Annotated in this window: 18 protein-coding genes and 1 tRNA gene; 9 read left to right on the top strand and 10 right to left on the bottom strand. The window is 37.8% G+C overall.

Translation table 11 applies throughout. The annotated features are described in order from the left end of the window. Positions 1-12 precede the first annotated feature (12 nt). A complete protein-coding gene (gene ubiG / locus ABVT42_RS00955; protein WP_353873223.1) occupies positions 13-711 on the top strand; it encodes a bifunctional 2-polyprenyl-6-hydroxyphenol methylase/3-demethylubiquinol 3-O-methyltransferase UbiG in 699 nt (232 codons plus the stop codon). 82 nt (positions 712-793) lie between these two features. Beyond that, positions 794-1,453 (top strand): HAD family hydrolase, encoded by a 660-nt coding sequence (locus ABVT42_RS00950; protein ID WP_353873221.1) that lies wholly within the window; start codon positions 794-796, stop codon positions 1,451-1,453. Here ABVT42_RS00950 and ABVT42_RS00945 read toward each other — a convergent pair whose 3' ends face one another. Together ABVT42_RS00945 and pdsR are read right to left on the bottom strand one after the other, a co-directional pair. Continuing rightward, entirely contained in the window at positions 1,454-3,550 is a 2,097-nt protein-coding gene (locus tag ABVT42_RS00945) for an ATP-binding protein (protein ID WP_353873220.1), read from the bottom strand. A 57-nt stretch (positions 3,551-3,607) separates the two neighbouring features. Continuing rightward, positions 3,608-4,300, bottom strand: a complete 693-nt coding sequence (gene pdsR / locus ABVT42_RS00940) for a proteobacterial dedicated sortase system response regulator (protein ID WP_353873219.1) — start codon at positions 4,298-4,300, stop codon at positions 3,608-3,610. 567 nt (positions 4,301-4,867) lie between these two features. On the opposite strand from pdsR, the gene ABVT42_RS00935 reads away from it, so the two are divergent. The 6 genes from ABVT42_RS00935 (at position 4,868) to ABVT42_RS00910 (ending at position 11,292) form a co-directional block, all read left to right on the top strand. Further along, positions 4,868-5,569: an OmpA family protein gene (locus ABVT42_RS00935; protein ID WP_353873218.1), complete on the top strand. Its 702-nt coding sequence runs from the start codon at positions 4,868-4,870 to the stop codon at positions 5,567-5,569. Positions 5,570-5,990: 421 nt separating this feature from the next. Continuing rightward, on the top strand, positions 5,991-7,985 hold the full coding sequence (locus ABVT42_RS00930) for a transglycosylase SLT domain-containing protein (RefSeq protein ID WP_353873216.1): 1,995 nt from the start codon (positions 5,991-5,993) through the stop codon (positions 7,983-7,985). Between the two features lie 231 nt (positions 7,986-8,216). Then, the gene (locus ABVT42_RS00925; protein WP_353873215.1) at positions 8,217-8,510 is read left to right on the top strand and encodes a DUF6763 family protein; all 294 of its coding nucleotides are present in this window, start codon (positions 8,217-8,219) and stop codon (positions 8,508-8,510) included. Between the two features lie 148 nt (positions 8,511-8,658). Further along, a complete protein-coding gene (purM, locus tag ABVT42_RS00920; RefSeq protein WP_353873214.1) occupies positions 8,659-9,699 on the top strand; it encodes a phosphoribosylformylglycinamidine cyclo-ligase in 1,041 nt (346 codons plus the stop codon). Between the two features lie 62 nt (positions 9,700-9,761). Then, positions 9,762-10,418 (top strand): phosphoribosylglycinamide formyltransferase, encoded by a 657-nt coding sequence (gene purN, locus ABVT42_RS00915; protein WP_353873213.1) that lies wholly within the window; start codon positions 9,762-9,764, stop codon positions 10,416-10,418. 127 nt (positions 10,419-10,545) lie between these two features. Beyond that, positions 10,546-11,292, top strand: coding sequence for a DUF3108 domain-containing protein (locus ABVT42_RS00910; protein ID WP_353873212.1), 747 nt, complete (start codon positions 10,546-10,548; stop codon positions 11,290-11,292). A 111-nt stretch (positions 11,293-11,403) separates the two neighbouring features. On the opposite strand, the gene ABVT42_RS00905 is transcribed toward ABVT42_RS00910, so the two are convergent. The 6 genes from ABVT42_RS00905 to ABVT42_RS00880 form a co-directional block, all read right to left on the bottom strand. Continuing rightward, positions 11,404-11,964: a protein tyrosine phosphatase family protein gene (locus tag ABVT42_RS00905; protein ID WP_353873211.1), complete on the bottom strand. Its 561-nt coding sequence runs from the start codon at positions 11,962-11,964 to the stop codon at positions 11,404-11,406. Positions 11,965-11,995: 31 nt separating this feature from the next. Beyond that, a complete protein-coding gene (locus ABVT42_RS00900) occupies positions 11,996-12,235 on the bottom strand; it encodes a YheU family protein (protein WP_353873210.1) in 240 nt (79 codons plus the stop codon). A gap of 202 nt (positions 12,236-12,437) precedes the next feature. Then, positions 12,438-12,911: a macro domain-containing protein gene (locus tag ABVT42_RS00895; RefSeq protein ID WP_353873209.1), complete on the bottom strand. Its 474-nt coding sequence runs from the start codon at positions 12,909-12,911 to the stop codon at positions 12,438-12,440. Then, positions 12,911-13,189: a DUF6881 domain-containing protein gene (locus tag ABVT42_RS00890; RefSeq protein ID WP_353873208.1), complete on the bottom strand. Its 279-nt coding sequence runs from the start codon at positions 13,187-13,189 to the stop codon at positions 12,911-12,913. Before ABVT42_RS00890 ends, ABVT42_RS00895 begins: the two co-directional genes overlap by 1 nt. Before the next feature lie 86 nt (positions 13,190-13,275). Then, on the bottom strand, positions 13,276-13,617 hold the full coding sequence (locus tag ABVT42_RS00885; RefSeq protein WP_353873207.1) for a hypothetical protein: 342 nt from the start codon (positions 13,615-13,617) through the stop codon (positions 13,276-13,278). 335 nt (positions 13,618-13,952) lie between these two features. Beyond that, positions 13,953-14,029: transfer RNA gene (locus ABVT42_RS00880), tRNA-Arg, on the bottom strand. A 339-nt stretch (positions 14,030-14,368) separates the two neighbouring features. On the opposite strand from ABVT42_RS00880, the gene queG reads away from it, so the two are divergent. Then, complete coding sequence (gene queG / locus ABVT42_RS00875; RefSeq protein WP_353873206.1) at positions 14,369-15,517, top strand: tRNA epoxyqueuosine(34) reductase QueG; 1,149 nt, start codon at positions 14,369-14,371, stop codon at positions 15,515-15,517. A 95-nt stretch (positions 15,518-15,612) separates the two neighbouring features. On the opposite strand, the gene ABVT42_RS00870 is transcribed toward queG, so the two are convergent. After that, positions 15,613-17,517, bottom strand: coding sequence for a hypothetical protein (locus ABVT42_RS00870; protein ID WP_353873205.1), 1,905 nt, complete (start codon positions 17,515-17,517; stop codon positions 15,613-15,615). Positions 17,518-17,617: 100 nt separating this feature from the next. Beyond that, on the bottom strand, positions 17,618-20,299 hold the full coding sequence (locus tag ABVT42_RS00865; protein WP_353873204.1) for a serine/threonine protein kinase: 2,682 nt from the start codon (positions 20,297-20,299) through the stop codon (positions 17,618-17,620). Between the last annotated feature and the right edge of the window lie 135 nt (positions 20,300-20,434).

Here is a 20,434-nt window from a genome sequence, read left to right as displayed (position 1 = left end):
AAAACAAAAACCATGCAACTTAATGTTGATAATGCCGAAATTAAAAAATTTTCTGATTTAGCATCTCGCTGGTGGGATAAAGAAAGTGAATTTAAACCATTACACGATATTAACCCACTACGTCTGGGTTATATCGCACAACAGTGTGGAGGCTTACGTGGTAAAAAAATTATCGATATAGGCTGCGGTGGAGGTATATTATCTGACTCAATGGCAGCTAATGGCGCCCAAGTTGTAGGTATAGATATGGGTGAGGCACCCTTATCAGTTGCCAAATTACATCAGCTCGAATCAGGACAAAATGTCGATTACCAACAATCGACCGCAGAACAAATGGCCGAGCAATTTGCAGGTGAATTTGATGTAGTGACTTGTATGGAAATGATCGAGCACGTACCTGATCCAGCATCAGTCGTTGCAGCTTGTGCTAAATTAGTCAAACCTGATGGCCATGTTTTTTTCTCAACAATTAATCGTACAGCCAAAGCTTTTGCTTTTGCAATTGTTGGAGCGGAATATATATTAAAAATGTTGCCCAAAGGCACACATCAATTTGAAAAATTTGTCAAGCCTTCAGAACTGGATAGTTGGTCCCGCAATGTGGCCTTGCAGGCCAAGGAACTCATTGGTATGCATTACAATCCGATAACTCGAGTTTATAAATTAGCTCCAGGCGTTGATGTCAATTACATTGCGCATTATCAACCATAATTTTGAATGAATAATGATTAGTCATGCAGCATTGATTAACCAGTTAAAATGTTTTAGCGATTAACACTCGAGCATTGAAATAATGATTAAAGCAGTTTTTTTTGACTTCGATGGCACACTCGCCGATACAGCGCCCGACTTGGGCTTTGCCATTAATCAGGTTTTACAAAACCACAAACACCCTACCCTACCTTATGAAACTATTCGACCGCACGTTTCTGGAGGCTCCCCAGCATTAATCAAGTTAGGTTTTAATATCGATGCTGATCACCCTTCATTTGCTCAGCTAAAGCAAGAATTTTTACAGAGCTATGAAAAAGCAATGTTAGCAAAATCCAAGCTATTTGCTGGTATTCGTGAAAGCTTGAATTTCTTGAATCAAAAGCAAGTGGTTTGGGGAATTATCACAAATAAACCCGACTACTTGACTCAACCGATTGTCGCGCACTTTAATCTGATTAACCAAGCTCAGGTCATTATTTCAGGCGATACCTACCCACTAAAAAAACCCGATCCCTACCCGCTGATACAAGCTTGTAAAATTTGTAATGTTGCAGTTGAAGAGTCCATTTATGTTGGTGATGATGAACGGGACATCATCGCAGCTAAGGCAGCCAATATGCAATCGGTTTGTGCAAATTGGGGATATCAGGCCAATAAAGACTCTGTCGATTGGCAAGCAGATTACTATTTGCAGGAAAGCATCGATCTAAAACCTTTTCTTAGTCAACTTTTGAATTAATCAAAACTTTTGCCAGATAACTTTAAATATTACACCCGACTTATCTGGTAAATTTTCAACAACAACTTTTGCCTGATGAAATTCAGCAATTAGTTTAACAACATATAATCCTAACCCCAGGTTAAATTGATTAGTCGCAGAAGTTTCACGAATAGAGACCAATGACTGAAATATTCGATTTCTATTTTTCTTTTCAACAATAGGTCCCAAATTTGTAACCGCAACTTCAACCTGCTTATCAGACTCTGACAAAGATACAGTTATTGGTGTATTTTTGTGAGCAAAGTCCATTGCATTTGATAGCAGTTTATCCATTAATTCAGCAAACAAATCTGGTGATAATTGCCATACATGTTGACTAATATTAGACTTAAACTGAAATTGCTGGTGTTGAAAAGTTGCTTGAAAGCCGCTAACAATCTGTTGTAAATAATCATTCAATTCAATTTTTTCAAATTCAGCACTTTGCATTGCCGACTTAACACTACTAGCCTGTCGCATACGACTAATGATATCCGCCAATCGCTGTATACCATTTAATGCACGTTGAATGGTTAATAGATTTTCATCAGACTGTTCGGTCAGCATTAAATTATCAAGAGATGAACGTACAATCGCAATGGGTGTGCGTAACTCATGCGACAGCCGAGAGGCGAGCTTTTCCAGATAGGCATTGTAATCAAAAATTTTATTATTCATATGTACAAAAGCATTGTTCAATTCATCAATCTCATCCCCCTGCTTTAGTTCTAACGGAGTAGAATTAGACAACCGTCCATGTTCATCAACCACCGAGTTCATTGTGTTTTTCAACCGAGTAATTCGTCTTACCAGACGAGTAACATACCAGCCAATAATTCCCATAATTAAGACAATGATAATTAGCATGGCATTAATAATTCGCGTAAGCGTTTGTTGCTGGAGTAATTGTACTCTGGCAATATTTTCTTCTAATAAAACAACACCTAAAATTTCACCGTTGACTTTAATCGGACTGGCTGCCAGAGCAACCGAAAAATCATTATTTGGTTTAGTCTCAATGTAACTGTAGGCAACACCTTGTAAAGCACGAAATATTGCGAGCGAATTTAATCGAACTTGATTCGCCCGAGTATCAATTACCTCATCGGCGAGGTAATGCAATAACCAAGCAGTAAACGAATTTGTCTGACCAGATAAAATAGAATCCAGATTACCTCTTCTAGCGAGCACACGACCTTCAACATCCAAGACCCAAATTCGCTGCCCTGGGATAGTTTCAATATGTTGTACAAATTCGCTTAACGATTTTGATGGCCAAACAATTGGATTTAATTCAATAGGACTAGTGGCAATAACCTGTTGGGATAACTGATCGTTGAGTTTATCGATATCATAATATTTAACGCCCAACTGGACTGGTTTAATACCCGCAGGAAACTTAATTTCAACATTAAAGCCATCGGCAGTTTCTACCCAATAAGCAGTAAATCGCCAGTCAATTCGCAATTGTTGCGAGGAATATTGATAGACAGGAATTTTTCCAGGTGCTTTCGGCAAGATATAGTAATTATAGCGTTGCTCATTTTGATCAATAAAACTAACCACCAGTTGGTCTGATCGAGTCTGTTGATTAAGTTCTGGATAAACTACATTTTTATCTAACACTTGAATAGAAACATACAGACTTTCTTCATAATCACCCAATAAAACACTCATTTGATTATCATGCTTGGCTTTTGTCGTATTCCCAGATGAGTTCATTGAGCTAGATGCAGGCAACGGGAAATAGTGCTGCCGAAATTTTTCAACAAATTGCCATTCATCAGCAAAAAAACCATCAATAATGATTTGCTGCTGCAAAGGAAAAACAAACAACTCCTCAGCCACAGAGTCGCTTGATTTAGGCAAACGGCTTTGATAAAACCACTCACTATTATTGGCAAGCTGTAAGCTGTAAAACTGCGTTGATAACAGCAAGTTTTTCTTTAAGTTATCAACCAGCGCCTTTTCGATCTCTTTGAGCAATACGACCGTAGACACTGGAATAAATAAAGCCAGTAAAAGAATTGCAACAAATTTTGACTTCAGCGGCCACATCTCAGGGTGGAGTTGCATTATTGATCAGACATCCTAACTGTTACTCATTTTAAATTTGTCTAGATACGGTTGCTATTAAGCTTTCCAACGATAGCCCATCCCGTAAACCGTTTCAATACAATCAAATGACGAGTCGATAACTATAAACTTTTTACGCAGCCGTTTAATATGAGAAGTCACCGTACTATCATCAACAACAGCTTTAGCAGCTTCCATTAATTGTTCTCGACTTTTAACATGGCCAGGCCTTTTCGCCATTGCGTGTAATATCCAAAACTCTGTCAAAGTAATATCTAAGGGTTGGTTATTCCACATGGCAATAAGTCGATTGGCATCTAATTGTAATGCTCCTATTTCAATTATATCTTCTGGTTGACCACTACCTGATGACAATGCATTCACACGGCGAAATAAGGTTGAAATTCTTACCAGTACCTGTGCCAGACTGATATCTTTAGTCAAATAGTCATCTGCGCCAAGCCGTAATCCCGAAATAGTATCAAACTCACTATCTAAAGCCGTGAGAAAAATAATCGGTAAGGTTTCAGATTGCGCTCTTAAATATCGACATATTTCAAATCCACCTTCCGGCTCATCACCTAAACCAATATCTAAAATGGCTAAGTCCGGTAATCGGGTTTCAAAAGCTTTTAAGGCTTCCTGCTTGGTTGCATAACAAAACACATCATATCCTTGTTTGCGCAACGAAGCAGAATAGTTTTCTCTGATTGCCTTTTCATCTTCTACCAGTGCAATTCGCTTACCCATATTTTTCCCTTAAATCATTTAAACATTATTAATACTAATACTACCGCAAATTTTCCAATAAATAAGCCAACAAATTCAAATGCCATCTTTTTGCCATATTTGGCCGCAGCCTTTACCCATTCGACCAATAGTTACGCCGAATTATTGGTGTTTAATAACACCATGCAAAGGAGATGCACAGCAGGACAAATAAGCGGCAAGGACATAAGTAAATTTTCAATAAAGGAAGCCGCATTAATTTAAGTCTATGCCTCAACAGTCAACAGATGACAAAAATGGAAATGTACTAACTAATAAAGGAAAGGTATAACTTTAAAAGCGCGTTATTCGAGCAACATAGGAGATTAAACATAACCAGGGATGGTACTTTATTGATTTTTTATTATGTCTCAATCCCATAGAAATGTTCAAGGGGATTGAAGAGCGAACAAGTTTTAACAGTTGAGTGCAAATTTCACTCAATTAACAAGCAAGCTTTAATTACATAACTCGCGGCTTTATCAATTAACCAAGTGATTAATTAGTTAACTAACAACGTTTAACAAATAACAATATGAGGAATTAACCATGAAAAAAATGACAATTATTTCAACATTAGTAATCACCAGTGTTTTTCACAGCTTTTCTGCCAATGCAGCATCCAGTAAAGAAGAAAATATAGGATTTGCATCGGGTGCAATCGCTGGCGCAGCCATAGGTGGACCCGTAGGGTTTATTATTGGAGGAGTAACTGGCTTACTAGTTGGAGAACAAGTAGAAAAAGCAAATCAAGTCGATGAAATCACTAATCAACTGGCACAAAGCAATCAGCGAGAACAAGCACTAAAGCAACAGGTCAGCAGCTTAAATAGTGAAATGGCGTTATTAGCTGAGGCAGAACAAGTCACTTTACCAGAGGGCTTAACACTAAACTTGATGTTTACCACCAACTCTGCCGAATTATCCGATTTGGATCATAAAAATATCGCGCAATTAGCCTCTATTTTAATCGAAAACCCTCAACTGACTGTTCAACTTGACGGCTATGCCGATCCTCGTGGCTCAAAAGCCGATAATTTAAAACTCTCACAACATCGAGTGGATGCGGTCAAACAAGCCTTACAAAGCTTTGGTGTCAACCAAGATCAACTAGTTTCGGCTGCACATGGCGAAATAGATTACGGTACGCCGACAACAAATAATGATAACTATGCATTAGCGCGCAAAGTGAGCATTAATTTTATTCAATCACATTCCTCAGAATTGAATACTGAAGTTGCACAATACTAATCGTAAAACTTCACCCACCAAGACTGACAGTATTTTTTCCCCTTCATTTAATACTGTCAGTCTTCCTTTGAAGCGCCTATCGTCAACATCTGTAATAAAGAATATTATCTCTTAATAGTGGCAATATTGTTTCTCTAACATGAATAGCCAAGCTAAAAATCTTGTCTCATTTTTGTATCAATTTAATAAATCTGTTAAAAATTATACTTTCATATATACTTAATTCATTGTTAAAATCATTTTACAATCAGTAACGAGCATGTGATTTCAATATTTAGGTGATAAAAATCTTTCGTTAGACGATTTAACAAGAATAAAAATAGTCAGGAATTACTAAACTTATTATTGTTTTAAACGATATATAGTTATTGTAAACGATATAAAATAGAGTCGTTAATCATTCAGGAGCAGGATAATTTTTGTGTCAGCAAATAGATTAGAATCTCAACTGAAAAGCTTTATCAAGCGTTCACTGCTGATGCCTGCACTAATTGTTAATTGCTTATTCCTTATATTTTCATATCCAAATGCTGCAATTCCAGACAAACTAACTCCACAACAACAAATATTTATTGATGCGGAACAGGCTATCAAAAGCAAGAACTGGAATAAATTCAATGCCTTAGAGAAATCGATTAGCCAACATCCACTCTATAGCTATTTAAAAAGAGATCAGTTGCTGGCTAACATTAGTCTTTCCCATCGCCAGCAAATAGAAGACTTTTTAGATGCGCACAGTGACGAACCCGTTGCCCGCAAATTACGCTATAAATGGCTACAGTGGTTAGCCAAGCAAAACCACTCCTCTTTATTTTTACGCTACTACCGTGATTTTGGCAGCACTCAGCTAACCTGCAAGCAACTTGAGTTTCGCTTAAAGACCTCAGAGAACGAAGATGACATCTATGCGCAAGTCAAGAAAATCTGGTTAACCCCCAAGTTATTGCCCAAAACTTGCGATAAATTGATTGCCCAATGGAAAAAATCGGGACGTTTCAAAGAAACAGATTTATGGCAGCGGATACTATTAGCCAGTAAACACAAAAATAAGCGTTTAACACAATATCTATTAAATCAGTCGCCAGCGTCGGTAAAAAATGCCGGTGAATTGCTTGGTGAAGTCATTAAAAATCCCAAGAAGCTAACGCAGATTAATTTCAAACATCCTCTCACTTCGCGTGCGATTGATATTATTGAAGCCGGACTGCTCAAATCTGCTTGGCAAGATGCTAATTTAACGATTCAAGTTTGGCAACAGTTAGGCAAAAAATATCAGTTAAAACAAGAATTTAGTTCCCTAAAGCGAGCTATTAGCTTAAGCTTGGCTCTCGATCAGGACCCCAAAGCTAGCAATTGGCTTTCATCTCTGACCGATAAAAATGATAGTTCAGTCAATCAATGGCTTTTATCAACGGCTTTATTTGACAAAGATTGGGATAAAATCGCCACCCTGGCAAACGAATTTTCACATACTCAACAAGATGCTGAAAAGTGGCAGTACTGGCAAGCTGTTGCAGAAACCCAGCTAGGCAACTTGGAAAAAGCCCGCCAACTGTTCGCTGAATTAGCAAAACAACGCCACTACTATGGCTTTTTGGCAGCACGACAACTCAACATTCCACCAGAATTAAGTCACCAAGCGATTGATTTCAATACAAATGAACTTGAACATTTTACCAATCATCCTGCCGCCATAAGAGCAAAAGAGTTTTATCAGTTAAATCGTTTAAGCGAGGCCAGACAAGAATGGAATATGCTGGTAAGATCAACCGCGTTAGGCGATCAAACCAAACTTGCCTTAATTGCTCATCAATGGGGTTGGCAGCATCAAGCAATCTTAGCGTTTGCCCGCAGCAAACAGATTAACGATGTTGAAAAACGCTTTCCACTTAAATACCTCAATGTATTTAAAGCTCAGACTGAGCATAATCAAATTCCACTCAGCTGGGCATTTGCAATCACTCGCCAAGAGAGTGCTTTTAAAGCCGATGCAATTTCTAGCGCTGGCGCTCGTGGTTTAATGCAGTTAAAACCTTCAACCGCTAGTCATATCGCTAAAAAGACAGGCCAAAAAGCCAGCCAAACCTCTCAATTATTGAGTGCACATACTAATATAAAACTCGGTACCGCTCACTTAAGTGATATTTATAATGATTTTTCTGCTAATCCAGTATTAGCAACAGCAGCTTATAACGCCGGTAAACACCGAGTTCAGCAATGGTTGCAAAAAATTAATACCAACGATCCCTTAGAATGGATAGAACAAATTCCCTATAAAGAAACTCGTGAATACGTTAAAAATGTACTCGCATACCAATTGATTTATGCTAAGTTGACCAACCAACCCGACAACTTTATCGCTCAACTTGACAAATATTCAATTGGCGTTCAACAAGATCCACCAACCAGTCCTTAAACTAACCTTTTTTATAACCAAAAACATCACAATTACCTCGCGCATACCCAACTTGTTCAATTTTAATCAAGCCAGGCATTCAAATAATAAAAAAATTGTCTATCCACACTACTGCTATGAATAATTTATTCCTTCTCTATTTTCATTTTATCTACGATTATTATTACATAAGTCATTAATTACAAAGCTTTCTTTTTACTTAAGATCACGAAAATTTGAGGATTAAAAATCATGATGTCAGGACAAATTTATGCCGAAATTGGCCATTGGTATCACCCTAGTGATAGAGAAGAACTATTTGAGGTGGTAGCTGTAGATTATGATAAGCAACTGATAGAAATCCAATATTTTGATGGCGAAATCGAGGAGCTGGACTTTAGTGGCTGGAAAACAATTACTCCCGTTGAAGTTAACACGCCAGATGAATGGAAAGGTCCCTATGACCTGAATGAAGACGATCAACCATTTATCGAATATGCACTGAGTGAAGCGCTCGCTAGCAGTAAAAAGCGGAAAGCAAGTTAAAGGTTAATCTTTTCCTTTTTACCACAAACTTTTATCACCAAAGCAGCATATTCTGTATTGATAAAATATTAACAAATAGAGAAATCCCGCAATAATACTGGTAGAATAGCGCGCAATTTCAGGTCGTTGAATTAACGGGATTATCCAAATGTCAGAAAATCAATCAAAAAATCTCAGCTATAAAGATGCCGGTGTCGACATTGAAGCGGGAAATCAACTGGTTGAAAAAATCAAAAGCGTCGCCAAAGCAACTAAACGCCCAGAAGTGGTATCTAATTTAGGTGGATTTGGCGCAATGTTTGAATTACCCAAAGGATATCAAGAGCCAGTTTTAGTTTCAGGTACAGACGGTGTTGGCACAAAATTGCGACTGGCGATCGATGCTGGAATTCATGACAAAGTTGGAATTGATTTAGTTGCCATGTGTGTCAATGACTTAATCGTTCAAGGCGCAGAACCCCTGTTCTTTCTAGATTATTATGCCACAGGTAAACTTGAGGTAGATACTGCTGCTGAAGTTGTAAAAGGTATTGGTGAAGGCTGTTTACAAGCAAATTGCTCATTAATTGGGGGAGAAACAGCAGAAATGCCCGGCATGTACGAAGGCAGCGATTATGATTTAGCAGGATTTTGTGTAGGTATTGTAGAAAAATCTAAAGTCATTGATGGCACTCAAGTGACCAAAGGCGATCAGTTAATTGGCTTGGCTTCAAGCGGACCACACTCTAATGGATATTCACTGATTCGAAAAATTATTGAAGTTGCCAAAGCCGATTTAAACCAGCCATTTGGAGAGTCAACTTTAGCAGCGACATTACTAGAACCAACCCGCATTTATGTGAAATCAATTCTTCAACTAAATCGACAAATTAACATTAAAGCGTTATCACATATTACTGGAGGCGGTTTACTCGAGAATATTCCTCGAGTGATTCCTGAAAATGCCTGCGCTCAAATAAAACAAGACAGTTGGCAAATACCTCAAATCTTTAAGTGGTTGCAACAAAATGGCAATATTGAACAACAGGAAATGTATCGTACATTTAACTGTGGTGTGGGAATGGTTCTCGTTGTCGCTAAAGAAGAATTAGAATCAGCTATCAATCTGCTCAATTCTTTTGGTGAAAATGCTTGGCATTTAGGCGAGATTACTGACGCCAGCGATAAGCAACAAGTCAGCTTTGTTTAAATCGCGAACAACATAACCCCACAAAGTTTTATCGTTTCGGTCTTGATAAGCCAGGTTCATTAATGAATAAAAATATTGTTATTTTGATTTCGGGTAGTGGTTCTAACCTTCAGTCTTTTATTGACAGTATAAAAAACCAGCAGTTAGATGCATCAATCGCCGCAGTCATCAGCAATAAAGCTGATGCCTATGGCCTGCAACGAGCGACACAAAATCAAATCCCAACCCATGTCATCGAACATGGTGCATTTGAAACTCGCGAAGCATTCGATAAGCAATTAGCACAAACTATTGAGCAATATCAACCTCGCCTGGTGGTACTGGCAGGATTTATGCGGATTCTCTCACCTACATTTGTTAACATTTTTCATGGAAGATTATTGAACATTCATCCTTCATTGTTGCCTAAATATCCTGGATTACATACCCATCAACGAGCGCTAGATAGTCAGGATGAATATCATGGTAGTAGTGTACACTTTGTTACTGAAGAACTTGATGGTGGACCGATTATAGCGCAAGCTCGCTTAAAATTAGCCACATTTAGCGAACCAGAGTCGCTGCAAAAAGCGGTTCAACAACTCGAACATCAACTCTACCCTAAAGTTGCGGCTTGGTTTTTAGGTGAGCAAATTACAATGAAAGATAATGGAGTCTATTTTGAAAGTAAAAAACTGGAACAGCCTATTGTTATTGACGACTTTGAAAATTCGCAATAATAGACTACACCATATTTCAAATAATCCTGTTCCTTTAATGCAATCTAAACCCGCAATCATCTTTTTTACTACTCTGCTTTGCGTAATACTTTTATTCTGCAATCATGCTCACGCAAGATTACCAATTTTGCAAAGCAATCTACCAACCACACAATCTCTAGAATCAAATTCAGCAGAAAGTATATCACCAGGTGAGCAAAATAGAATGTATGCTCGCTTAAAAGAAAACCCCTGGTTTTTCCTTCACCCTTATAATGCAGTTTATGAAATCGCTTCTGACGGAGAAAAGTTAGGTAAAGCGACACGTCGATTAAAACGCCAAAATAATCAATGGGAACTTGAAATATCCAGCAAATTAAAAAAATGGTTACTCAGTTTAAAAAGTAAGGAAACTTCAGCATTTATTATCAAGAATAAACAGCTTCAAACCACTCACTTTTTGACGTCTACTAAAATTAGCTTTAAAAGCCCACGCATGGTTGAACAAAATTTTGATTGGCAAAAACAAATAGAAACAGGTAAGAAAGGAGAACAATTCTGGGAATTGCCCCTACAAGACCAGTTATTTGATCGAATGTCTCATATTTTACAATTGCGGGCAGACTTATTAACTCATCAACCAACTTTTAAATACCTCATTAGCTATAAAGGTCGGCGCAAAATTTATGAGTATGCTAAGACAGCCAAAGAGAGCTTGCAAACGCCCATGGGAACCTATGAAGCCATACGTATGGATCGGATCAGTGGGGATGATAGTAATTTTTCAATCTGGCTGTGTCCCGAACTAAACTATTTTCCAATTAAGATTGCGCAATTTGAACAAGACAAACCTGATGTAATTTTAACTTTAAGTCAATTATCTGTTCTGCCTTAAACACATCAATTAAATTTAAAACGAGATTCAATTCAAGTATGCTTTGAAACCTGATTCACATTAAATAGTAATCAGGTTTGAGTATAAATATCATCACTTTTGATTAGTTGATTATTTATTGTCCACAGACTGTAAAATCTCACTCACCTTTTGCTTTAAACTTGTCATCCCCGCCTGCTCACCAGTTTGTAACGCAGCTTCAGCGTCTTGTTTATTATTGATAAATTCACGAATACTGATAAGTGCCCCCGCTCTATTACCACTTGCGCAATGAACCATCGTTAATCCATTATTTTCACTAAGTGCCTGATTTAACTTTTCTGCATTTTCCAAAGTTACCCCTTTTGCACCATTAACAGGAATTACAATATATTTAATCCCTAACGCTTCTGCAGCCTGCTTCTCATCAAAACCATCAAATTCATTTACACCTCTTAAATTGATAATATTTTTGACACCTGAATTCGCTAGCAGCACTAATTCCTCTTTACTGGGCTGTCCACCGGTAATCAATTTTTCAGATGCCGTTTTAACCTGGTTAAATCCAGCTAAATCAACTTGCTGTGCGGCAACTGAAAAATTAATACTGGTAAACATTAATATTAACAGCGTAAATCCTAAGATTTCCTTTGTTGACTGATTACTCAAATTGATTAATCTGTGAAATCGCATTGCTTTAATCCTCATTCATTGAATAAATTTTTTATTCGTCTTTTTCAATCGTTGATTCATCATAAATTTCTTCAGGCTTTTTTAAATAAACGGATTCATTTGCCTGGCTAAATTCAATCAGCAACTCGCCTTTTTTTACCAAGTTAATCACTTGCTGAATCCAATCTTCAAGTTGAATATCAGTATCGACATCGGAAAGATTAACTTCGACATATTGTTTGGCAATCCCGTACAAAGCATCGGTTGAGAGTTGTTGATATTCAATTAACATGACATAACTCAAGTTGTGAGCAGATGGTTAATCATAGCTGGCAGTGTTGGTAAATACCAGTGAAAAACGGTTTAATTTAAAGTACTATTAATAGATAAATTTATAATTAAAATCGGAATGACAACGTTTTTCGATAGGCTATAAATATTTATTTTTAAACTTTAGCTAATCGAACTAACAAATTAAAAAATATATTAAAGAGTTAAAAGTTGTAAACAAAAACTTTAATATTTTTATCTATTAAAGTGCGCTCAATGATTGGTTCTATCTTTTCCCAGCTTCCACCTGCAAGACCACAACCAATACGCGGCATGTGAACACTAGCGCTGTTTTCGATTGCATGATTTGCAACCAAAGTAAGCCCTTTTTCAATAGCATCATAACGAATAGGTGCTGGTGCGGTTTTATTTCTTGGCGAACGTACACCATGTTGGCCAATAATATTTGCAACAGTTATTAAATCCTCAACTTGGACAAACTGAGTGTCGCCAAGAGAAGGTTTGTTATCTGATTGAAATAAACTTTTGTAAGCCCTTTCGGGAGCAGGCCAGCGCTTGCTTATTGCCAAAACAAATCCTTTCCCCCATTGACCAATATCATTGCAAACATGGGTAATAATCCGTTGGCCTTGGCCTTGCGGATTTGTCGCATCACCTTTTAAGTATTGAATAGCCACTAGCTAGTCGCTTTCTGCCAAATATTTTCAAAGTCCTGTTTGCTTATCTCTTTGATCTCAAACTCAGCTTGAGTTTTTATCTCTGCTATTGATGGTACAGGCGTAATACCTAAGCGAGTTTCACCAGTTGACTTTGTTTTAGAGGCATAAGTAAGCTTTCCATTTTTAAAAATCTCTACCTTACGAACCTCATATCTTGACATATCAAGTTCACTATAGAACTCAACAGGCATTTCAATAGGGTTATTTTTCCACTTTGAATAAATGTAAGTAGTCATATTTTTACCTTTTAAAGTTTGCCGTGACCTTTTAGTCTATCACTAATATCAAGGTTATTGAGAAATACCCTCCTCCACTCCAGACTCTAGATTTCACCTTGTCGCATGGCGGTTTCAATGGCAAACAGGAAACCAACAGCAACTTGATGCCACGATTCCGAAACTATATGACCGTCAAAAAATAAAGCCTTTAAAATATGCTTAATTTCTTTATCACTAATGCGCCTATCTCTAGGTGGTGGATTTTGAGGGCGTTTAATTGCACGTATAGGATTATCTTTTATCCAACGCCAACGCTTTGCTGCTTCATAAACAGAGCTTAATAAATCAAGGTTACGATTAACACTGCTGGTTTTCAGTCTGATTAAAGCTTGTGTAACCCATGATTCAAAATAATCTTGTTTAACATCCGTAACGAGTGAATGCATCGTTTAAAATTTTCCCTTGTATCAGTCCGTCTGGTGAAAGACTTTGCCCCATTTCAACCGCCCATGCTAAAGCCTGAACTTTGATATCAAATGTTTAAGATTTTTGTATTGCCCGTCCTTTCTAATTTCAGCGATAAATCGTTTGTTAGAACGCCTTTTGATAGTAGCCATAATATTTTGACCTCAGTCGTAATCGAGTCGTAATTCAGTCGTAAAATCTCGTGAAAAATAGAGAACTATAGCTAGATATGTAAAATAATAGCTGCCACGAAACAAGGCTAAGTTATTGAATAATAAGATATAGCCAGAAAAGGCTATTTTTGATACATAAAAAATGGCGCGCCATGAGCGATTCGAACGCCCGACCCTCAGGTTCGAAGCCTGATGCTCTATCCAACTGAGCTAATGACGCGTGAGGCGCATAATCTAACCGAATGCTGAGTCAGACTCAAGTAATTTTGTTAAATTTAAATATTTTTCAGCAATTTATTCAGATTTTGGCGCGATCAAGTTCATGTTTGATTTGAAACCCACCAATGTTTAGTTTATTTAACATCCCAACATGAGAAGAATACATCAGAACATTCATAATAGTACTTCACTGTGTTTTAGCACAATGCGTATAATGCGTACCAACTAGATTGGTTTATTTTGAATAAGCTATAAGCCCTGTTAATAAAAGATGGCCAAGTTTACTATTTAAAATAAATCACGGATTAAAATCTATTCAATTATTACAAAACTCAATCGCATGAAGCTGACCGACGAACAACTACAAGAAATCAAAGCACACATTCACAAACTAGCCCTTGAACATGGCTTTCAAGATGCGCGTGTCTGTGACACTTCTACCGAAGGCTATTATCCAAAACTTGAACAATGGATAGCAGAAAAACGTCATGGTGACATGACGTTTTTTGAGCGAAACCAAAACCTTCGTCAAAATCCCCAAGAGTTACATCCAGGCACGGCAAGAATAATTTCCTTACGCTATGATTACTTGCCAGAAAATGCGAAGTTTTCGACACCACTTAAAGATCCTAACCTTGCCAATGTTTCTCGCTATGCGCTAGGACGCGACTATCATAAATTAATGCGTAAAAAGCTAGATAAAATATGCCAATCACTCAGTGAGTATTTTTCGTTGAAAGATGTCATCGATTTTCGAGTATTTGTCGATAGTGCTCCGGTAATGGAAAGTTGTTTCGCAGAAAAATCAGGCATCGGTTGGAAAGGTAAGCATACTTTAATTATCAATCCCGATGCGGGTTCTTGGTTTTTCCTTGGTGAAATTTTTATTAATTTACCTCTCCCCGTCGATCAACCAATCGAAAATCAGTGTGGTAGTTGTACCGCCTGTATTAGCATTTGTCCAACAGGCGCTATTATTGCACCAAACAAAGTTGATGCAACTAAATGTATTTCGTATTTAACGATTGAAAATAAGGGCGGAATACCAGAAGATTTGCGAGAAAAAATTGGCAACCGAATTTATGGTTGTGATGATTGCCAACTGGCCTGCCCTTGGAACCGATACGCACAAACCTCAACCGACAAAGATTTTTTACCTCGCAATCAACTCGATGAAATCAGTTTATTTGATCTCTGGCGATGGAGTGAATCTGAGTTTAATGAGAATCTTGCCGGAACGCCCATACGCCGCATAGGCTATCAAAGCTGGCTTAGAAACCTCGCTGTCGCCATTGGTAATGCGGAATATTCAGATGAAATGATTATTGCGCTTGAATTAAAGATGAGTGAAGCCAACGAAATGGTACAAGAACACATTCAGTGGGCAATCCAACAACTCAATGCAAAACGTTTAGAACAAATGAGTCTGGCCAAAAAGACCCAACGCTTAATTCATTGTGTAACCAGCATGTTGCCGCGTGACGCTTAATTATCTGTGTACATCGCGGCAACTTGATAAGTTAACCAGTGTCTTATTAAAAATCCAATTAAAGTGATAATATCGATAGAATCACTAGAGAATATTTACTGCAAAGCAAGGCGCTTAGCTTTTTCATACCAAACTGAAACATCTTTACCCTTGGCTTCACCGATAGTTACAGCATTAGCCAACATTTCAACTGCTAATTTAACATTGCCTTGTGCAGTTGAGTCTTCTGACTTTTGAAAGAACACATTTTCTGGGCTTTGCAGATACTCCGCTAGTTTATTACCTAATCTTTCTGCTAATTTGGAAGCTAATTCATCCATAATAGTAATATCCGATGGCAAATCAGCTCTAACATAAGGTTGATGAAATTCACCTTTTTGCAATTCGTTAATCGACTCACCACTAAACTCACTTTCTTCAACAAAATTATCGGTTAACAAAATTGTTCCGCTAGCAGGTTCAATAATTCGGAATGCAACTTCAGCAATTGCATGTTTTAAAATATGCTCTACCGTTAATTCAACATTTTCCATCACTGGCGTTTCAATATATTGCTCTGGCTGCTCGCCTCGCTTGCGTTTCACCCACTTTTGATATGCTTCGGTCTCAGTACGGTTGACACCGGTTTGAACCCGCAAATTGCGTTTGCCAATATTAGTCGAATTTTCAACTGCAGCTTGTAGAACTTCACCATCAACCTTTAAGGTTAAACCTTCATAAGGGTTAGACTGTTCTGTGGTCAGTTGAGCAACAATTGTCACCTCATGACCTAATCGCTCAAACAATATTTTTTCTAATTTACTACCAACACGACGCCCTACAGAATTGACAACGCTATCTGTTGCGGGTATCTCTTTGAAAGCAGCAACGGACAGTTTAGTCATCGCACGACTTTTAATACTCTCTTCAATCTTGCGCAATTGATTTTGTAGATTTGGAAACTTATCATCAAACTCTTGAATAATTTTTAATAGAATTAATTGTTGCCCTTCTGCAACATTACCTTTATTAACTTTTGACATTAGCATGTCTAAATATTTCTTCTCTTGAATAAAACCTTTATCTGCAATATCAAGTTTATCTTGAATAGTTCGTCCTTTTATAAAGTTTACGTAGGCTGTTACCCAGTCACCCGACACATAAGCTTTTTGTGCGCTGCCAGCAAAGTAGTTCGACAACAGAATAATGCTGTTACGCATATTTTTCTTGAGCTGCAAAAATATTGGTTTATCTGAAACCTCGATAACCGCTTGATAGGCTGATTCTGGCTTACCATTTTCGATAGCTTTTCTAAAGTCATTTTCAAATAAACCGGCTTCTGCTTGCGACATCAAAGATTCAAACTGAATGTTATTGGCATCAAGCAATAGTCCCCCTTTTGCAGCGGCTAGTGCTTGCTCGTAATTACGTCGCTCTAATTGGGTGTTACCGTTACTTTGTAGCTGTGCCAACATTTTTTTGTGAGCATTTTGATATTCACTGGTTTCAGGTTGCGATTCACCAGCCAATTCAGCAGCCCGTTTCAATGCCAGGATTTGAGCAACCGGTTCTTTATTGGGGTCAATTGCGACATTCATATAAGTTGCAATCAATTGATTAATTTGAGCAAGCATTTGATTAATTTGTGGAGAAATCCGTGCAAAATCGGTTGCAGACCATTGCTGCATAGATTGCACACTACTTTTTAAATCAAGCAATTGCTCTCGAGTAATACTTGAGCCTTCTTGATTAAACTGGGCGACAACTTGTGCTACTTGTTGCTTTTTTTGCTGTGTTAACAACTGAGCAATCTCGGATTGGATAGCAATCGCTTCTTCTTTTGCACTTCCTTTATTTTGCATGACCATATTAGAGACTTTGTCATATAAGGCAAGTAAATTACCAGATTGCTGTGCTGATTGAATTTCCGCGGGAGAAATTAGAGCCTGTTTCGGGCCACCACAGGCAATTAATGCCGATAGTAACAGGTAAATCACAAATTGAATAAACTTAGATTGCATGCTTATAGTCCTGTATCCTAAAGAGGTTTCAATGCAAATCAGCTTTTAAAACTTAGCTGAATAATGCTCAATAACTTTAATTATCTGCTACTCGATCTTTCTATTTTTTTGATTCGCTTTTATCAACTGAACGTGTTGACTTTCGTAAAGACTGTTCCAGCTCAGCGGCATCATTTTGTATTTCTTGCTCAATTAACATATCTGTCTGACTTTTCTCACCATCCATTAGTGGTGCAATATTTTTTTCTGAATCTATACTCTGCTCAGTTTTATCATGAACAGTTTTGTCATGCTCAGTTTTATCTTGTTTGTCTTGTTTAGTTTTATTTTGTTCAAGATTATTTTTCTCAAGGTTACTCTTCTCAAGATTGTCAGTTTGCTTAACTGTCTGTTTATCTATCAGTTGTTTTTCACTGACAGCATCTTCGGTATCCATTTGCTCGTCGGGATTTTTAGCTGATTGTTCATCGTCAATAAGTGACTCAGTCATTAAGGGCAATTCACTCACCTGTGAAGCCAGATTATCAAATTGAGGGTGATTATCTTGAAATAACTTGAGCCGAGTTAGCCACTGCTCAGCTTCTACACGATTTTTTTGTGTAATCAATCGTTGTAATTGTGAAAGAATTTTATTTTCAATTCTAGTGAGTCCAGCTTTAGCCTCAACATTGCGATCATCAATATTTAATACCGCTCGATATTTACTGACCGCATTATTTTCTTCAGGCATTACCAATACATCTTGCGCCTCTAGTGATTTGGCAGAATCTAAATTACCCAGCAATTGCATTTGTACGATAGGATCACTGAGTCGTTCCTGACGGGCATTTTCTTGCTGTCTAATTTTTTCGGCCAGTGCAGCCTGCTCTTTTCGTTTGGCCTGTTCAGCAAGATATTTTTTTTCAGCCTGACTTAATGCTTGTCTTAGTTGTATCTTTTTGGGCTGTTCATTAGATAAATTATTAAAGCGACTCAACAACGCTTTTGCCTTGGTAAACGATTCATCAGCAATAGCTTTTTTAACTAAACTTTCGTAAGCTGCGGTGACGTCAAGTAATCCTTGTTGTGCCAGGTTATTATCGGGCTGTAACTTAAGAACCATTTCAAAGTATTCTATTGCATTATCTTTTGACGGCGATGACAGTCGATTTTCATTGAGTGCAGTTTGGCCTTTTTGAATTAATTCATCAATTTTTGTTTGCTGACTTAAGCGCTCATTTTCTGCCGCAGAATGTACTTGTTTCAATTGCTCAATATTGCTGGTCGTTGCGGCTAATAATGCATATTTTGGATTTTCAAACTTTACTAATGAAATCCATTCTTCGGCAGCGACAAAATCTTCTTTTTCTGCCAACGCGGTCGCTTCTAACAAACTGGTACTTAATATATTCTGGTAGATTAATTGCGCGTTTTTATTATCTTTTTCAAGCGCATTGACAGCTGAAATCAATTTGAGCGCCTTTTTCATATCGGCAATTTTATGTGGCACAAATTGCACCAATGCATCAGCTTCTTGTAATAACGATGCAACGTCAGGAGCTTTGTCTTTAACCCCGTTGGGGGCTGACTGATTCGGTTTATCTGCGTCAACCGGGTTATTGGCAGATGTTGCTTCGGTTCTAGTCGATGCGATATCTGTTGATGCTGCATTTGATAAATAAGGTTCTATCATTGGCATCCACTGCTGCTTGGTAAAAAATGCAGCCACGCCGATTAATGCCAAAGCCGTTAAACCTACAAATAAAGGTAAATTATTTTTCCGATTTTCAGCTTGCGTCAAATATCGGTGTTCCGTATGTAAATCATCAATAATTTCGGGTTCTTCTTGTCGAGTAGACAGATCTGAGTCAGTAAAACTATCATTATCTCGAAAGGATTGATCATCAAAGTCGTTATTGAGCGAAGCGCTATTACTTGATCGTTTCCCAGTCATTTTCGACTGAGCCGATGATGGTATATTCTGGGTAATTTCTTGTGTCTTGCCAGTTTTCTCAAACCGACCTATCGCTAATGCCAAATCTTCGCCCGTTTGAATGCGTTGATTAGGATCTTTGGCTAATAACGAATCAATTAGCCATTGATAATGATTGAGTCGAGCAGGCAATCGAGGAAGCGGCTTGGTGACATGCTGAATACAAACGGCCACGGAATCTTCACCCGTAAATGGAACCTTACGCGTAAGCATTTCAAATAAAATAATACCCAAGCTGTATAAATCAGTTCGACCATCAATATTTTTACCTCGACACTGCTCAGGGCTCATATATTCTGGCGTACCAATTAATTTTCCGGTTTGCGTCATTTGGGTTGACGAATTAGATGCTTTAGCAATACCAAAATCGGTCAATACCGGTTCATCATCTTGATCAAATAAAATATTTTCGGATTTTACATCGCGATGAATATAGCCCTTTTGATGAGCAAAATGCAGGGCTCGCGCAATTTTAGCGATAGTACTCAAACATTCTTTAGTTTTCATTCCTTTATGAATACGAGACTTGAGATCTTCTCCAGGCATATATTCCATTGCGAGATAATAGAAATTACCACTTTCTCCAACATCGTATACAGTGACAATACTTTTATGGGATAACTTAGCGACAATCTTGGCTTCACGTATAAACCGTTCACCAAAACTGGGGTCTGCAGCCAAAGCGGGTGACATAACTTTAAGAGCAACCTCGCGCTCAAACCCTTGCTGTAACGCAAGGTATACGGTTGCCTGACCACCAACGCCGAGTGTTCGAATTATTTTATAACCGGGGATTTCGATAGCACTCAAGACTATAAACTCCAGATTTTTGTTATTACTGTTATAATTATTTGTGCCAATAATGGCTAAAAGTGCTTATACATCAAAAGCTAATGGAATATTACCAAATACAAAGGCTGTAGTGAAATATCTTACTTTATGAAA

The organism is Aliikangiella maris (genome assembly GCF_040719265.1).
Classification (GTDB): domain Bacteria; phylum Pseudomonadota; class Gammaproteobacteria; order Enterobacterales; family Kangiellaceae; genus Aliikangiella; species Aliikangiella maris.
Note: the sequence above shows the minus strand (reverse complement) of the source record. Positions and strands in the feature narration are given on the sequence as shown.

Bases quoted from the DNA above. Each gene is read 5' to 3' on its own strand.
- ubiG (WP_353873223.1), top strand. From the start codon at position 13: ATGCAACTTAATGTTGATAATGCCGAAATTAAAAAATTTTCTGATTTA.
- ABVT42_RS00950 (WP_353873221.1), top strand. From the start codon at position 794: ATGATTAAAGCAGTTTTTTTTGACTTCGATGGCACACTCGCCGATACA.
- ABVT42_RS00945 (WP_353873220.1), bottom strand. From the start codon at position 3,550: ATGCAACTCCACCCTGAGATGTGGCCGCTGAAGTCAAAATTTGTTGCA.
- pdsR (WP_353873219.1), bottom strand. From the start codon at position 4,300: ATGGGTAAGCGAATTGCACTGGTAGAAGATGAAAAGGCAATCAGAGAA.
- ABVT42_RS00935 (WP_353873218.1), top strand. From the start codon at position 4,868: ATGAAAAAAATGACAATTATTTCAACATTAGTAATCACCAGTGTTTTT.
- ABVT42_RS00925 (WP_353873215.1), top strand. From the start codon at position 8,217: ATGATGTCAGGACAAATTTATGCCGAAATTGGCCATTGGTATCACCCT.
- purM (WP_353873214.1), top strand. From the start codon at position 8,659: ATGTCAGAAAATCAATCAAAAAATCTCAGCTATAAAGATGCCGGTGTC.
- purN (WP_353873213.1), top strand. From the start codon at position 9,762: ATGAATAAAAATATTGTTATTTTGATTTCGGGTAGTGGTTCTAACCTT.
- ABVT42_RS00905 (WP_353873211.1), bottom strand. From the start codon at position 11,964: ATGCGATTTCACAGATTAATCAATTTGAGTAATCAGTCAACAAAGGAA.
- ABVT42_RS00900 (WP_353873210.1), bottom strand. From the start codon at position 12,235: ATGTTAATTGAATATCAACAACTCTCAACCGATGCTTTGTACGGGATT.
- ABVT42_RS00890 (WP_353873208.1), bottom strand. From the start codon at position 13,189: ATGACTACTTACATTTATTCAAAGTGGAAAAATAACCCTATTGAAATG.
- ABVT42_RS00885 (WP_353873207.1), bottom strand. From the start codon at position 13,617: ATGCATTCACTCGTTACGGATGTTAAACAAGATTATTTTGAATCATGG.
- queG (WP_353873206.1), top strand. From the start codon at position 14,369: ATGAAGCTGACCGACGAACAACTACAAGAAATCAAAGCACACATTCAC.
- ABVT42_RS00870 (WP_353873205.1), bottom strand. From the start codon at position 17,517: ATGCAATCTAAGTTTATTCAATTTGTGATTTACCTGTTACTATCGGCA.